15 protein-coding genes and 3 tRNA genes are annotated in these 14,117 nt (G+C 38.1%); 11 read left to right on the forward strand and 7 right to left on the reverse strand.

The window, feature by feature from the left end:
- Positions 1-60 precede the first annotated feature (60 nt).
- From J9537_RS04145 to efp, 3 genes are all read left to right on the forward strand, one after another.
- Positions 61-558 (forward strand): HD domain-containing protein, encoded by a 498-nt coding sequence (locus J9537_RS04145; RefSeq protein WP_010746640.1) that lies wholly within the window; start codon positions 61-63, stop codon positions 556-558.
- Between the two features lie 370 nt (positions 559-928).
- Positions 929-1,561, forward strand: coding sequence for a YczE/YyaS/YitT family protein (locus J9537_RS04150; protein ID WP_218256821.1), 633 nt, complete (start codon positions 929-931; stop codon positions 1,559-1,561).
- Between the two features lie 172 nt (positions 1,562-1,733).
- A complete protein-coding gene (gene efp / locus J9537_RS04155) occupies positions 1,734-2,297 on the forward strand; it encodes an elongation factor P (protein ID WP_010746638.1) in 564 nt (187 codons plus the stop codon).
- Positions 2,298-2,377: 80 nt separating this feature from the next.
- Here efp and J9537_RS04160 read toward each other — a convergent pair whose 3' ends face one another.
- The 3 genes from J9537_RS04160 to J9537_RS04170 form a co-directional block, all read right to left on the reverse strand.
- Complete coding sequence (locus tag J9537_RS04160) at positions 2,378-2,752, reverse strand: DUF1801 domain-containing protein (protein ID WP_218256822.1); 375 nt, start codon at positions 2,750-2,752, stop codon at positions 2,378-2,380.
- Between the two features lie 63 nt (positions 2,753-2,815).
- The gene (locus J9537_RS04165; protein ID WP_218256823.1) at positions 2,816-3,010 is read right to left on the reverse strand and encodes a hypothetical protein; all 195 of its coding nucleotides are present in this window, start codon (positions 3,008-3,010) and stop codon (positions 2,816-2,818) included.
- A 185-nt stretch (positions 3,011-3,195) separates the two neighbouring features.
- The gene (locus J9537_RS04170; RefSeq protein ID WP_010746635.1) at positions 3,196-3,909 is read right to left on the reverse strand and encodes a GntR family transcriptional regulator; all 714 of its coding nucleotides are present in this window, start codon (positions 3,907-3,909) and stop codon (positions 3,196-3,198) included.
- Positions 3,910-4,188: 279 nt separating this feature from the next.
- Between J9537_RS04170 and J9537_RS04175 the strand changes: the two genes are divergently transcribed.
- From J9537_RS04175 to J9537_RS04200, 6 genes are all read left to right on the forward strand, one after another.
- Complete coding sequence (locus tag J9537_RS04175; protein WP_010746634.1) at positions 4,189-4,521, forward strand: PTS lactose/cellobiose transporter subunit IIA; 333 nt, start codon at positions 4,189-4,191, stop codon at positions 4,519-4,521.
- Between the two features lie 3 nt (positions 4,522-4,524).
- Positions 4,525-5,967 (forward strand): PTS sugar transporter subunit IIC, encoded by a 1,443-nt coding sequence (locus J9537_RS04180; RefSeq protein WP_218256824.1) that lies wholly within the window; start codon positions 4,525-4,527, stop codon positions 5,965-5,967.
- A 97-nt stretch (positions 5,968-6,064) separates the two neighbouring features.
- On the forward strand, positions 6,065-7,507 hold the full coding sequence (locus J9537_RS04185; RefSeq protein WP_218256825.1) for a glycoside hydrolase family 1 protein: 1,443 nt from the start codon (positions 6,065-6,067) through the stop codon (positions 7,505-7,507).
- A gap of 12 nt (positions 7,508-7,519) precedes the next feature.
- On the forward strand, positions 7,520-7,846 hold the full coding sequence (locus J9537_RS04190) for a PTS sugar transporter subunit IIB (RefSeq protein ID WP_010746631.1): 327 nt from the start codon (positions 7,520-7,522) through the stop codon (positions 7,844-7,846).
- 37 nt (positions 7,847-7,883) lie between these two features.
- On the forward strand, positions 7,884-8,936 hold the full coding sequence (locus tag J9537_RS04195) for an oxidoreductase (RefSeq protein WP_218256826.1): 1,053 nt from the start codon (positions 7,884-7,886) through the stop codon (positions 8,934-8,936).
- Complete coding sequence (locus J9537_RS04200; protein WP_218256827.1) at positions 8,933-9,787, forward strand: DUF7916 family protein; 855 nt, start codon at positions 8,933-8,935, stop codon at positions 9,785-9,787. Before J9537_RS04195 ends, J9537_RS04200 begins: the two co-directional genes overlap by 4 nt.
- A 58-nt stretch (positions 9,788-9,845) precedes the next feature.
- On the opposite strand, the gene J9537_RS04205 is transcribed toward J9537_RS04200, so the two are convergent.
- The 3 genes from J9537_RS04205 to J9537_RS04215 form a co-directional block, all read right to left on the reverse strand.
- A tRNA-Ser gene (locus J9537_RS04205) sits at positions 9,846-9,933 on the reverse strand.
- A gap of 6 nt (positions 9,934-9,939) precedes the next feature.
- A tRNA-Ser gene (locus tag J9537_RS04210) sits at positions 9,940-10,029 on the reverse strand.
- A gap of 11 nt (positions 10,030-10,040) precedes the next feature.
- Positions 10,041-10,113, reverse strand: a tRNA-Asp gene (locus J9537_RS04215).
- A 475-nt stretch (positions 10,114-10,588) separates the two neighbouring features.
- Here J9537_RS04215 and J9537_RS04220 point away from each other — a divergent pair.
- Together J9537_RS04220 and J9537_RS04225 are read left to right on the forward strand one after the other, a co-directional pair.
- Entirely contained in the window at positions 10,589-11,140 is a 552-nt protein-coding gene (locus tag J9537_RS04220) for a DUF4854 domain-containing protein (protein ID WP_218256828.1), read from the forward strand.
- A 27-nt stretch (positions 11,141-11,167) separates the two neighbouring features.
- Positions 11,168-11,755: a hypothetical protein gene (locus J9537_RS04225; protein ID WP_218256829.1), complete on the forward strand. Its 588-nt coding sequence runs from the start codon at positions 11,168-11,170 to the stop codon at positions 11,753-11,755.
- A gap of 206 nt (positions 11,756-11,961) precedes the next feature.
- Here J9537_RS04225 and J9537_RS04230 read toward each other — a convergent pair whose 3' ends face one another.
- The gene (locus tag J9537_RS04230) at positions 11,962-13,452 is read right to left on the reverse strand and encodes an AcpB/EbpR/MafR family transcriptional regulator (RefSeq protein WP_218256830.1); all 1,491 of its coding nucleotides are present in this window, start codon (positions 13,450-13,452) and stop codon (positions 11,962-11,964) included.
- Between the last annotated feature and the right edge of the window lie 665 nt (positions 13,453-14,117).

Raw genomic sequence — 14,117 nt, forward strand, 5'->3', positions numbered from 1 at the left:
AAGTTTTCCTCACCGTGCTATAATGAGCCACAGAGACAAACGAAAAGGGGCTTTATATCCATGACAGAAAACTGGCGTGACGATGAAGAATACGTTTCTTATATTGAAGATTTATTAGCTACCGAGGAAGTACAAAGATTAGCAAATTACACTCAACATATGAATTCAACACGGTTGGAGCACTCAATCAGTGTTTCTTATAATAGCTACAAATTAGCAAAACAATTCAATGGCGACGCAAGAGCAACCGCTCGTGCAGGGTTATTGCATGATTTGTTTTACTATGATTGGCGGACAACGAAGTTTGATGAAGGCTCACATGCTTACATGCATCCACGGATCGCTGTAAAGAATGCAGAGAAGATCACTGAATTGTCTGAGCTTGAACGTGATATTATTATTAAGCATATGTGGGGCGCTACAATTACTCCTCCTAAATATAAGGAAAGCTACATCGTAACTATGGTCGACAAGTATTGCGCCATTAAAGAAGCCGCCGTGCCTTTAGTAGATAGATTCAATTCCTACAAAGCACGCCTAAAGAAAGAATGGAATTAATAAATCAATGCTAGGCACCAAACAAAAAATGTTTGGTGCCTTTGTTTTTGCCAGTTTTTCTCCCTGCAAAGCAGGTTAGAAAAATGGTATGCGTACGAAAATAGGATCATTTTACACGTATTTGGTAAAATGATTTCCATCACCGGGGTTAGCCGTCAGTCACGCTTTTCGCAGTTTATTAATGTGAGAATGCTTTAACTGCTGATATGAGTATCTTAGCTGGTTCGGTTTAGCGTGGTGATATGCGTACGAAAATGATTTCCTCCCCGAGTTAGCTGTCAGTCACATTTTTAAAGTTATTCTTTTATGAAAGCCTTTTAAGTAAAACAGTTTACCTAAGTGAAAAATTGAACGTTCTTAACTAAAGAAAGTGAGGTATGGAATCATCAAACCAAATTTAGCAAAGCAATTATTTTTTGCCATCATGGGAACCTTTATTGCCGCAGTTGGGGTTCGCTTGATTGTTGTCAGCGGGCTAGGTGCCGATGCAATTAGTACGTTAGTTTTAGGAATTTTGCAGCATGTGTCTTTGCAATTCGGCACAGTGAGTATGCTCTTTAATGGGATCATCCTTGTCATCATCTTTTTCTATGATCGTAAAATGATTGGGATTGGCAGTCTGATCAACAGCTTTGGTCTGGGATTTTGCCTGAATATCCTGGACTGGATGGGAATTTTGCACACGATTCCCGATGGGACGGGATATGTATCAATTATTGCAGGGTCAATTGTTTTTGGTATCGGAACCGGAATTTATTTATTAGCTGATGCAGGCTCGGCTGCGTATGAATCGTTGATGATTTTGTTGAAGCGTGTAATGAATAGTTCGGTGAAAGTCGCACGAATCGTATTAGATGCTCTCTTCTTTTTGACAGGCTTTTTACTAGGAGGGCACATCGGGTTCGGTACATTGATTGTCTTATTGTTAATGGGGCCGTCACTGGAAATGACCTTGAATCATTTGCCAAAAGTAAAATTCTTCCGAGTCCAGGAAGCAAAATAGAGGCCTAATCTGAGAATCCGAACAGATAGATAATTTTCCCTAGTAAGTGTTGGGGTTATTTGCTACAATAATAAAGGTTCATTTTATCGTAGAATCGTAGAAAAAGGACGATCCATCGAATGTTCCTATCGAAGCATTCGAGCATATAAAATAAGAATAGGAGTGCTTATTAATGATTTCAGCAAGTGATTTACGTGCAGGTATGACTTTCATTCAAGACGGAAAATTGATCAAAGTATTGGAAGCCAGCCACCACAAACCAGGTAAAGGAAATACGGTTATGCGAATGAAATTACGCGATGTGCGTACAGGTTCAACGTATGATACCACTTTCCGTCCTGAAGAAAAATTTGAAAAAGCGATGATGGAAACAAAGGCTGTTCAATACTTATACAGCCAAGATGATGTCGCAATCTTTATGGATCTTGAAACGTATGAACAATATGAAATTCCAGTTTCAACGATCGAATCAGAAATGAAATACATCCTTGAAAACATGGAAGTAAAAATCCAATTTTACGGAGACGAAGTGATCGGATTAACGCCACCGACAACCGTTGTCTTGAAAGTTGTAGAAACACAACCATCAATCAAAGGCGCGACTGTTACTGGTTCAGGAAAACCAGCAACAATGGAAACTGGCTTAGTCGTAAACGTTCCAGACTTTATTGAAGAAGGCGAAATGCTAGAAATCAATACAGCAGAAGGAACTTACCAAAAACGCGCGAATAAATAATAGTAAAAATGCCATGAACGCAGCCTGTGTTCATGGTATTTTTTGTTTAGTAGAAAAAAACTGTATGATACATTTTCACTTTATTTCGAATGATAATTCAATGCATGATCAATACAAATCTTTAGCGCTTCTTTAGGCAAGGGCGCATTGAGTTCAAGAAGAATCGCCCGATTTTTTGAGAAGCACAAGGTGTCAGCGAATAATGAACGCCATGTTTCAACCAAAGTGGTTTGACAATGTACGAAGAACCCAATCTGAGTATCAGAATATTTATCAATTCGAATGGGTGTTCCTTTTGGAGAGGCAAAAGAAAGCTGTCCCCACTTAAGGCCTTCATTTATTTCTACATTCGCCTCTCTAGCAACTTCATGAATCAATTCCTGCAGCTCAACGAGTTTCTCTTTTTCCAATGTAGAGTAATTCGAATATAAAGTATGGATATCTGTTTTTTGCATCCTGTTCTCCAATCGTATGAGTAATCGTAACTAAAATCGGCCGTCTTTCATTATTAAAATAAACTACAAACGAAACATACAATAACCAGCGGCTAAAAGAAAGACTATCCCGATAATAAAGCTAAACCATAATCCCAATAGGATGAAGGGGGAAGTGTTCTCATTACCATCTTTCTTTAGACTCGAGAATGAGCGCTTCGTCATTGCCAATTGCCAAATGCTAAGCAACAAGAAAATAACACCAAACAAATAATTCATCTGCGATCTCCTTTTTATACTAGTTTACTCCTATGCATATATTCCTACAAGTAAAAGTCAAAGAACACGGTTCTGAATAACTAAAACATTAAACATAAGTCGATTTATAGAGGACAAAAAAACTGCTGAAAATCCCTAAAGGTTTTAGCAGTTTTTTTGTTGTTGAAGATGATTTTAACCAAAAATCAATCAGCGATCAGGACTGTTTCGAAATTAAACTCACTAGGTATGTGATTGGCGATCGAAAATTCGAAGATACGACCATCATCTAGATAAGCCACCTGTTCGACACTCATCAAAAAGTCATTGTCAGTTAGATTTAAATAACTTTTTTCAAGGATCGAAGGTCGAATCCCAGCGATGTGAACGTGAGCACTTTTGACCTTCAACTTTAATGTGTCGGAAATATATTTATAAATCGACGTCTCCAATTCCTTCATAGTTAAGCCTGTAATCACATTGGTAGGCATCCAAGTATATTCAATAATCGACGGAACGCCTTCGATTTTTCGCATACGAATGATTTTATAAACAAGTGTTTCTTCACTGATACTGAGTTTTTCGGCTAACGCTTTATCTGGAATCTCTGTCGAAAACCCAATAATTACGGATTCTACTTTGCCGTCATAAACAGAAAAGCTGCCTGTTAATGGAGAAAACTTCGTTACATTTCCATTTTGGAAATCTTTAACAAAACTTCCAGATCCTCTTCGTCGCACGACATAGCCTTCACGCACGAGGACATTGAGCGCTTTTGTGATCGTTAATTCACTTACTTGATATTTTTGAGCTAAAAGCCGGCCTTGCGGCAATTTTTCGTTGACCTTATAGACACCAGATTCGATATCTTGCTTAATTTGCTGATAAATCTCGGTATATTTTTTGACTGTTGTAGACATTCTTTTTCTCCTTGTAAACGTTCTGCAAGATTAGTATAACACGAATTCAAAATATTTAAACTATATAGATATAAATATGGTTAAATTGTTTATATATCAACGATTTGATTTTTTTAGCAAAAAAACTATTGACATATCATTTGCAAAACTATATAGTTTTAATCGAAGAATGCGCTTTCTGGAATTGGTAGGTAGTTGGAGGTGGAGAGACCGGATAACAGGGATGACGATTAAGGACTTATTTTTTATTTTAAAGAATGACTGGAAAGGAAGAGAGTTATGGAAGGTATGGAGGAAATTTCGTTTAGGATTATTGCGGCTGTTGGGGAAGCAAAATCATTGATTATGTCAGCAATTGGGTTAGCGAATGAAGGGAAATTTGATGAAGCAAAGGAACAATTGACTGCCGCAAAGGAAAAGTTTGTTAGTGCTCATAATGCTCATTTCGAAATGATTCAAAAAGAAGCCGGTGGCGAGAAGGTGGAATTGGGGCTGCTGTTGGTACATGCAGAGGATCAATTGATGACTACGAGCTTGCTGCATGATATGGCAGGAAAAATGGTTGAGATGTATCAAAAAATGTACGAGCTTCACGATGAAAAGGGGGCGTAATGAATGAAGAAGGAAAATAAGGTGTTACAGGGAATCAACAACTTTGCGAGAAAAATGGCCTCAATGATTTATTTTCGAGCATTGCGTGACGGATTTGTTTCTACTGTGCCGTTTTTAGTACTGGCAGGGATCATGATTCTGATCAATAACATCATTATTGCACCGGATACTGGCTGGATCGCCGGTTTTGTTTCGGCAGAGACTTTGACAACGTGGCAAGAATTAGGGAACAAGATTATTAATGGGACATTGAATTGCTACTCCCTCATGATTGGTGCATTGATTGCCAACAGCCTAGCGAAGAATCGTGGCGAGGACAATCCAATTTTCAGTTCATTAGTGACGATTGCCGTAATCATGATTTTCTTACCGCTATCTAATTCAGTGGTACCAAACGGGGCAGAGAAGGCAGTCGAAATCAGCGGGGTCGCACCATTTTCATATTTAGGAACGGCGGGAATTTTTGTAGCGATATTCGCTGCGATCTTATCCACTGAGCTTTTTGTCAGAATTTCACAGAGTGACAAGTTGAAATTAAAATTCAGCGGAAACGGAATTCCGCCAGCTGTATCGCAAAGTTTTGAAGCAATGGCGTCAATCATGATCACATTATTGATCTTTGCGTTACTTTCATTTGGTATTCACCAATTGACGAACATGGAAATTCATGAACTTATCAACAAAATTATTCAAGCGCCATTGATTCATTTGACGACTAGTTTGCCAGGCTTCATTATCCTGTGTTTCTTTACTAACTTGCTCTTTGCATTGGGGATCCATCCAAGTGGAATCGTAAATCCTATCTTGGAACCCCCTTTGTTAGTAGCGATGAACCAAAATACGGCGGCATTTGCGAATCATCAGGAAATTCCGAATATTATTGTTCTTCCGTTTCGTGATCTTTATGGACATATCGGCGGAACTGGATCGACCATCGCATTAATTATCGCGATCTTCATTTTTAGTCGGAAGAAAGTGAACCGCCAATTTGCTGGAATGACAGGACCATTAGGGCTCTTTAACATCAATGAACCGGTAATCTATGGATTTCCTGTCGTGTTTAATCCACTGATTATGATTCCATTCATTTTAGGCCCATTGATTTCATTCACGATTGCTTACTTCGCGACTTGGGCAGGACTTGTTTCCAAGATTGTCGTCTACGTGCCGTGGTCGATGCCGCCAGTGATTAATGCTTGGGTGGCGAGCGGCGGAGACTTTAGAAACGTCATCCTACAGGTGTTGTTGATCGTAATGATGGTGATGATCTACTTCCCATTCTTACGAGCGTATGAAAACAGCATGGGTGTTGAAGTAGAAGAGCCTGTGACTGAGACGCCAAGTGTCAGTAGTGAGTCAAACACAGAGCAGCGAACGGCAACAGCAACCTCCGCTGCATCAGTAGAAGCATCGGATGAATTTTCAGACTTCACCGATTTTATGTAACGAATCAGTAGAGTTATGTAAAGGTGTTTAACAGAGAATCACGCAATAGTAAGAGAAGAATATAAAGTGAGTTATCTATTTTTTGGGAGGAACGGATATGGAGCATTTGCAATTAAGAGCCTTCCCCAGCGATTTTTTATGGGGATCTGCCTCAGCGGCGTATCAGATTGAAGGTGCGTGGAACGAGGATGGAAAAGGAAAATCCGTTTGGGATGAGTTTGTAACGATACCAGGCAAAACGTATAAAGGAACGAATGGAGCCGTGGCGGTAGACCATTATCATCGCTGGAAAGAAGATATCCAACTGATGAAGGAGCAAGGCTTGAAGGCGTATAGATTTTCAGTAGCCTGGACACGTATTCTTCCCCAGGGCCGGGGTGAAGTAAATAAAAAAGGCTTGCAGTTTTATATTGATCTGGTAGAAGAACTGCTTGCGAATGGGATCGAGCCCGTTTTGACCCTTTATCATTGGGATCTGCCGTTAGCATTGCAAGAAGAATATGGCGGTTGGGAAAATAGAAAGATCATTGATGATTTTGTCAACTACGCAGAGATTCTCTTTCACACCTTTAGAGACAAGGTAAATTATTGGGTGTCATTGAACGAGCAAAATGTTTTCACTCATCAAGGCTGGCAGATTGCAACACACCCGCCAGGTAAAAAAGATCCGCAGCTTTTCTATAACGTCAATCACATCGCCAATCTAGCAAATGCGAAAGTGATCCAAAAGTTTAAAGAAATGGCGATGTCCGGCAAGATTGGTCCGTCCTTTGCTTATACGCCACAGTATGCCATCGATAGTGATCCGAAGAATATTTTAGCCGCTGAGAATGCTGAAGAGCTATTGGCAAATTTCTGGATGGATGTGTATGTATATGGCGAGTATCCAAGTGTGGTACTACGGTACTTAAAGGAGCAAGGGATTACCATTGATATCCGACCGGGAGAGATGGCGCTGCTGCGTTCTGCGAAGCCAGACTTTTTAGGACTGAACTATTATCAATCAGCGACAAATGCCTGGAACCCATTAGATGGGATCGCCAATGGGGATCACTATCAGATGAACACCACGGGGAAAAAGGGAACTGCTGTTGAAAGTGGTGTTCCAGGGGTTCAAAAGACCGTCAATAATCCGTTTGTTGAAACGACGAATTGGGATTGGACGATTGATCCGATAGGCCTAAGAATTGCTCTGCGGAGAATGAATAGTCGCTATCGGCTGCCTATTTTGATTACAGAAAACGGCTTAGGGGAATACGATAAATTAGAAGATGGCGAGATCCATGATTCTTATCGGATCGACTATTTAAGACAGCATGTACAGGCGATTCAAGAAGCGATCTCCGATGGCGTCGAAGTAATCGGGTACCACACATGGAGTTACACAGACTTGTTGAGTTGGTTAAATGGGTACCAAAAACGATATGGCTTCGTCTATGTGGATCAGGATGAATCAATGGAAGGAAGCCTTCAGAGAATCCCGAAAGATTCTTATTATTGGTACAAACAGGTGATTCAAAGCAATGGAAAAATACTTTAAGGAGGAACGATCATGGTAAATATTTTATTATGCTGTAACGAAGGAATGTCCACCTCATTTTTGGTCAAGAAGATGCAGGAAGTCGCGGATACGAATGGATTAAAAGTAAAAATTTGGGCTGTTTCTGAACCCAAGGTAGATACCGAAAGTAAAGAGGCGGATATTGTCCTATTAGGTCCGCAAATCGCGTTTATGCGAGATACGATCGCGGAGCGTTTAGGAACGAGAATTCCTGTTCAAGCAATCAATGCAGAGGATTTTGGCCGACTAAATGCGAACAAAATTTTAAAAGAAGCCTTGATGCTAATCCGAGAAAATCGTGAGAAGCAAGGCGAATAGAAAAAACAATCAGGATGGATTTGGAAGGAAGAAGATCATGACAGTTACTATGGGTTTCATTGGATTTGGAAAGAGTGCCAATCGGTATCATTTGCCGTATATCACTATTAGAGAGAACCTGCGGGTGAAGAAGATTTTTGATCTAAACATTAACGAAGCATTGGCTGCGCCGTATCGGGAAAAGGGTGTTGAATTTACTACAGAGATTGACGAGTTGTTGACGGACTCAGAGATCGAATTAATAACAATCTGTACTCCTGCGCACACGCATTATGAATTGGCGAAGAAGGTTATTCAAGCTGGGAAATCTGTCATTGTCGAGAAACCTTTTTGTGATACCTTGGAGCATGCCAAAGAACTTTTTGAACTTGGCAAAGAGCGAGGCGTATTAGTTATGCCTTATCAAAATCGCCGGTTCGATGGGGATTACTTAGCAGTGAAGCAAGTAGTCGAACAAGGCTTTTTAGGTCAGTTGAATGAAGTAGAGACGCATATTGATTATTACAGACCAGGAATTATTACTGAGCCTGGGGTAAAAGAAAACGGTTCTTTTTACGGATTAGGCATTCATCTGATGGATCGTATGATCGCACTCTTTGGCCGTCCAGATAAGGTTGCCTATGATATTCGGAACAATGAAGTAGAATCAGGGGTTGATAATTACTTTGATGTCGATCTGCACTACGGACATACATTTAAAGTAAAAGTAAAAACCAATCATGTCGTAGCTAGCAGTTATCCGCGATTTATTCTTCATGGAGAAAACGGCTCCTTTGTAAAATATGGAGAAGACCAGCAGGAGAATGATTTAAAAGCTGGAATAATGCCGGGATCACCAGGATTTGGCGAAGATTCTGTCATGTACTACGGAATCGCACGTTATAAAAATGCCAATGGCGATTGGATCGAAAAACAAATAAAAACACCAGTAGGCGATTACGGACGCTATTATGACGCTGTCTACGAAACGTTAAAAAATGGTGCGGAGCCATTAGTATCACAAGAAGAAGCATTAACGAATATCCAGATCTTGGAAGCAGGGTTCCATCAATCCAGCCCAAGTGTTTACACAATGGAGGCGTTAGTATGAAACGAATTCTAGCCTGTACCGCTTCAGATTATGGAAAAGACGCGACCCCCTTGGAATTAAAGGAAGCCATTAAAGCCTCAGAAGGAAGAGTCATCTTAACAGATATCGCGGCAGAAACGACGCCGTTATATCCTGAAGTGACAAATGGGGAGATGGCGGCTGCCTTTGGCGCAGATTTATTGTTACTGAAGGCAATCGATGTTCAAAAAATGACCATCAGTGGTATCGGCGAGATTGACCATTTATCCCAGTTGAGAGAACTAACAGGGACAGGAATAGGACTAAACTTAGAAATCGCAGATGGCATCCCGACCTTCAAACAAGTAAATAAAGCGGCCATTCAAGAAGCGCTCTCGAAAGGCCCAGACTTTCTTTCCTTAACGGCTTACGTGAAGCCGGAAGCAACACCTGAACGGATCATCTCTGATATTCGATTAACAAGAGAAGACTATCAAGGGCTATTGATGCTGAATCCGGTATACAGTCATGGAATGGATATGTCATTAGATGATCTATTGAGCTATGTTGAAGCAGGCGTGGACTTGCTTGTACTGCCATGTCCTGGTGCAGTTGCCGGAGTTACTGAAGCAAGACTTTCAAAAATCATTTCGGAAGTAAGAGCAAAGGGAGCGTTAGTTTCTTGTACAGTTGGAACCTCACAAGAAGGTACGGATAAGGACACCATCCAACAAATGGCGCTTGCGGCTAAGCGAGCCGGAGCAGATGTCTTTGAGTTAGGTGATGCCGGAGTCTCCGGGATGGCTGTACCTACCACAATTTTCGAAGCTTCTGTAGCTATTCGCGGCAGACGTCATACGTTTGTTCGCATGGCACGCTCAGCGAATCGATAAGACCTAGAATAAATAAAAACTGCTGAAACTTTAACTAAGTTTCAGCAGTTTTTTTGTACGGAGAAGGAGGGATTTGAACCCTCGCGCCGGTTTCCCGACCTACACCCTTAGCAGGGGCGCCTCTTCAGCCACTTGAGTACTTCCCCAAAAGAAGGAGGATAAGGGATTCGAACCCTTGCACGGTGTTACCCGCCTGACGGTTTTCAAGACCGTTCCCTTCAGCCGGACTTGGGTAATCCTCCATTAGGATCAACGGTTCCGACGGGATTTGAACCCGCGATCTCCTGCGTGACAGGCAGGCATGTTAACCCCTACACCACGGAACCTCTATGACACAAGAAATAGTATAGCGAAAGACCGTTCTCTTCGCAACCAACGAAAGCTGAATAAAATAACGAGGATGTTGTGTATTTTTGTTTAAAAACTTAATAAAAACAAGCAGATGATAAAAATTAAACAACGTTTTAGAGCAAGTATTATCAAGAACCGTATAAAGAAATCAAGAAAAACGTTCTTTTATTTATTATATTTAAAGAAATTATTTTTTTGGGTAAAAACTAAAAATATTTTTATTAAAACTATTTATTCCGGGTGATAATGTTTTTTATTAGTATTTATTCTAAAATTTTATTCATTTTAATTATGACATATGCTATTTTAATAGTAGGGAATAATTTTTATAAAACAGCTATCAGGATTTACTGAGGATTAGTTAAAAATATCATGATTCAGGGTTGTATTAGCTTAAAGGCATAGGAAGGGTTACTGCTTTAGCTAATAAAAATAATGGGAGGGTTTATTATGAAAAAGATTGTAAAAATGTTGGTTATAGGGGTAGCGCTTACGAATTTAGCAGCGTGTTCTGCTAACGAGAGTGGCACAAACGCAAAAAACGCTACCAACAAAGAATCATCCACAGAACAAAAGTCAGAATCATCATCCACTACCGCTTCATCTGAAATAACTTTCGCAGAGGAGTCTGTCAGTCCTGAAGGAGCGAATTCAAACTCCAGTATATTTGATTATATGATCAGAGCTGCCCAAACACAGCTTCCTATGATGAAGGAGCAGTTTAGTGGTGTGTATTCGAATATAGAAATTCTTGCTGGAGATGATCATACGATCATCTATAAATTTACATTCGCAGAGGATGACGGATTAATCATGGATGCTGCAGCATTAAAACCAGTGATGGTAGAACAAATGAAGCCCATCATGGATTCTGTAAACGGAATGATTCCTGATGCCAAAATCCAAGTTATCTATCTAAGACCTGATCTAACAGAATTAGGGAATATTATGATTACACAAGAAGATACAAATGCGATTCCTAGCGAGGAAGATCCTATATAAAAAATCGAAGGCTTGGAGAGTATACGAATGAAAAAATTATTTATTTTAACATTGCTGCTTGGCGTACTAGCAGCTTGCGACTCTGGTGGAACAAATGAAACGGATAGTTCAGAAAAACAGACAGAGGTATCTTCTTCAGTAGAAACTTCCTCTTCGGAAAAGAAGCTTGTCTTAAAGGATGTCGATTTTCAAATTGAAGGAACAAATTATAAAGTAAAAATTCTAGATAATTGGGAAGTTCTTCAAGACGAAGAGTTTTCCTTTAGCGCGAGTAACGAAGAGACTTCAGATGGCTTGATGATCTATGGATTAAAGAAGACCGATGTTGATGGCTTTGATACATTTAAAAATAAGATACGAGAACAAATTACTTCAACAGAAGATTTTCAAATAAATGAAGAGACCGTCAATGAAGAACCGTACCAAACGACGCATTATAAAGGTGTGCTATACGACTTAACTGGAAACTCTGAAGGGATGAATGGAAAGGTTCGTTTCTATATAGTAGAGACCGAGACAGATTATGTTGTTATTAACATGATTGGTCTTCCTTCATTCTTTGAGAGAAACAGCGAAGTTGTTGATGAGATGCTGAATTCCTTTGTCGCTATATAAAAAATATATGAAGCTTGAACAGTGAATGTTTGGGCTTGCCTGAAAAGGTGATGTGAACAAAACAAGCATAAGGTTTGTAGCTAAATAGATGTTTTTCAGAGAAAGAAATGTAAGATAATTAGTTTAAGAGATCGAAAAGCAGCACAAATTCGTAAGTATAACGAATTTGTGCTGCTTTTTAAGTAATTAATCAAATAATTGATAGATTACGAATTCGGTGTATGAGCAAGAAATTTTAAAAGAGCATTTTCAACTGTTTGGAAGTCGTTTAGAAGAATCATACGATTCAGTATCAATATTTGAGCATTTGGAAAAAGTTTTGAATAGTCAGTAAGAGCTATAGATGTTAAAACAAAATCAATCTTTTCGGGATTTGAGATCGAATCAATAGGAATAATTATTAAGTTGAAAAAGCTTTCAAAATATGACTGGATTCTATTGATTTGGTTAATTTGTAAATATTTAGGTAAAGTTGAATCAAAAGTTAATAAGATTTCCTTTTCAAAGCAAGTCTGTTTGTCAATAACTAAAACGAGTTCAGCATAATGAATAATCAGAAATTTCATTTCTAAAAATAATACATCTTTAGAGTTCTGCAGTTTTCGAATAAAAGTCTCTAATCGCTTTTTCAAATTTGGATAATAAATAGAAAGAATATCATCGTAAAACAGTCCATTCTCATCCATATCAAACTTAGTAAACATTCGTGCGAGAGTGTGGGTCCGGAAAATAAAAAGTTCAAGCTCCAATTTTTTATCAGAGGGGATGATAAAAAAATCCTCTTCAAAATATTTAAAAAAAGTTTGTGTAGATTTATAGGTAACACTCTCATATTTAGATTCATAAAAATATTGTTGTCTCAATGGTTTTAACCAATCTAAACCTAAAAAAAACTTAAAGGAAAAGTGAGCTTCTTCTTTATTTGAAAAATTAGTTTTAGTTAAAAGTGAGAAATATGAGGTGAAGTATGTCTCATGAAAACTTTGTTCTAACTGCTGATTCTCCATAGAAATAAAGTGTTTATTTCTTAAGCGAATACGCAAAATAGCGATATAATACATTACTCGCCGTTCTTCTATAGGGACTAACTGTTTGATGATGTTTTTTTCAATTAAGATTTTAACAGACCCATGAATAGATTGTTCAGAAACTGTAAGAAAAGGCCAAACGACACCACGATAAATCCGCCAAAAGAATATAAATAAAAAAAAACGAATTTGATTTTCGGACCCAGCGATTTCAAAACTACTTTTAGCAATAGTTAAATCATAATTTCTCAAAATTTCTCGAATCTTGTTTAAATACCGACGAACAGTCGCTTCGCTAAGAAAATGCCTCTGAGAATATCTAGCAACACTAATAAAGGTTTCAAAAAAAATAGATGAGAAAAGTTGTACTAATGGGCTTTGTCTTATTATATAAGCACTGAGCTCTTTCAAATCTCCTTTTTCAGGAGTGCTGAAACTAACACCCTTTTTCTTTGATAAGGTATAAGTTAAATTTGGGTGATTGAATTTATAAATACGGTCTTCTAATCTCTTTAGAATCGTTCGGATTTTAGTTTGTGTAATGTTAAATTCACGTGATAATTCACTAACTGTAACAAACCGAGGACATTGATCTAAATAGTTTATGATCCGTATTTCTAACTGTTCATCAGCAGAAATAAAACCAAAATGTACGTTTCCTGTTCTCATGAGCCCTCTCCAAATGATTACAAAATCAAAGTTTTTTTATTAAAAAACTACTGTTAAAAATATTTTAAATAAAACAGTTCATAATGTAAAACAATCAGAATTACCATCAAAAACATAAATTATAAATATCAAATTGTGATTATGAAGATGAATATTTTTGGATAATATTAAATAGGAAAGTGAGTGTTTCAAATAAGTTTTTTATACGTACATTCATCAATGAATAAACAAAGTATAAATTAAGCTACTTTCAAAAAAATTTTCGTTAAAGGAGAGCAGATACAAAAAGAAGAGTATTTCTTACGACCAAAAAACACGAATTGATAGATTTTTTATATCGTAAAATAATGTACCAGGATTTAAATGAATTCAAAACTTGTACATCACAATAATCTTAGAGCTCTTCAGAATCTATGTTTAGTAGTTAAGAAGATGTATATATGTTTTGGACGTCCTTTTTTGTTAGTAGAATTGTGAGTGAATAAAGAAATTCAAAATCAATTTATAAAAAAGGAAAAACAACAATAGCGCTATCAGACATGGAACATTTAAGTGCCAGTATTTTTTGTTCATTGGGAGAGCCATATCTTTTTCCAACAACTCTAGATATAAAGAAGAATTTTTTTACTGTGGTTAGTAATCGATATACAAAGAGAGACTAGATG

Origin of the sequence: Enterococcus raffinosus (genome assembly GCF_019175485.1) — a bacterium.
Lineage (GTDB): Bacteria > Bacillota > Bacilli > Lactobacillales > Enterococcaceae > Enterococcus_A > Enterococcus_A raffinosus.

Coding starts and splice junctions, on each gene's coding strand:
- J9537_RS04165 (WP_218256823.1), bottom strand. CDS start 3,010: ATGAATTATTTGTTTGGTGTTATTTTCTTGTTGCTTAGCATTTGGCAA.
- J9537_RS04230 (WP_218256830.1), bottom strand. CDS start 13,452: ATGAGAACAGGAAACGTACATTTTGGTTTTATTTCTGCTGATGAACAG.
- J9537_RS04145 (WP_010746640.1), top strand. CDS start 61: ATGACAGAAAACTGGCGTGACGATGAAGAATACGTTTCTTATATTGAA.
- J9537_RS04190 (WP_010746631.1), top strand. CDS start 7,520: ATGGTAAATATTTTATTATGCTGTAACGAAGGAATGTCCACCTCATTT.
- efp (WP_010746638.1), top strand. CDS start 1,734: ATGATTTCAGCAAGTGATTTACGTGCAGGTATGACTTTCATTCAAGAC.
- J9537_RS04170 (WP_010746635.1), bottom strand. CDS start 3,909: ATGTCTACAACAGTCAAAAAATATACCGAGATTTATCAGCAAATTAAG.
- J9537_RS04195 (WP_218256826.1), top strand. CDS start 7,884: ATGACAGTTACTATGGGTTTCATTGGATTTGGAAAGAGTGCCAATCGG.
- J9537_RS04175 (WP_010746634.1), top strand. CDS start 4,189: ATGGAAGGTATGGAGGAAATTTCGTTTAGGATTATTGCGGCTGTTGGG.
- J9537_RS04180 (WP_218256824.1), top strand. CDS start 4,525: ATGAAGAAGGAAAATAAGGTGTTACAGGGAATCAACAACTTTGCGAGA.
- J9537_RS04200 (WP_218256827.1), top strand. CDS start 8,933: ATGAAACGAATTCTAGCCTGTACCGCTTCAGATTATGGAAAAGACGCG.
- J9537_RS04185 (WP_218256825.1), top strand. CDS start 6,065: ATGGAGCATTTGCAATTAAGAGCCTTCCCCAGCGATTTTTTATGGGGA.
- J9537_RS04220 (WP_218256828.1), top strand. CDS start 10,589: ATGAAAAAGATTGTAAAAATGTTGGTTATAGGGGTAGCGCTTACGAAT.
- J9537_RS04160 (WP_218256822.1), bottom strand. CDS start 2,752: ATGCAAAAAACAGATATCCATACTTTATATTCGAATTACTCTACATTG.
- J9537_RS04225 (WP_218256829.1), top strand. CDS start 11,168: ATGAAAAAATTATTTATTTTAACATTGCTGCTTGGCGTACTAGCAGCT.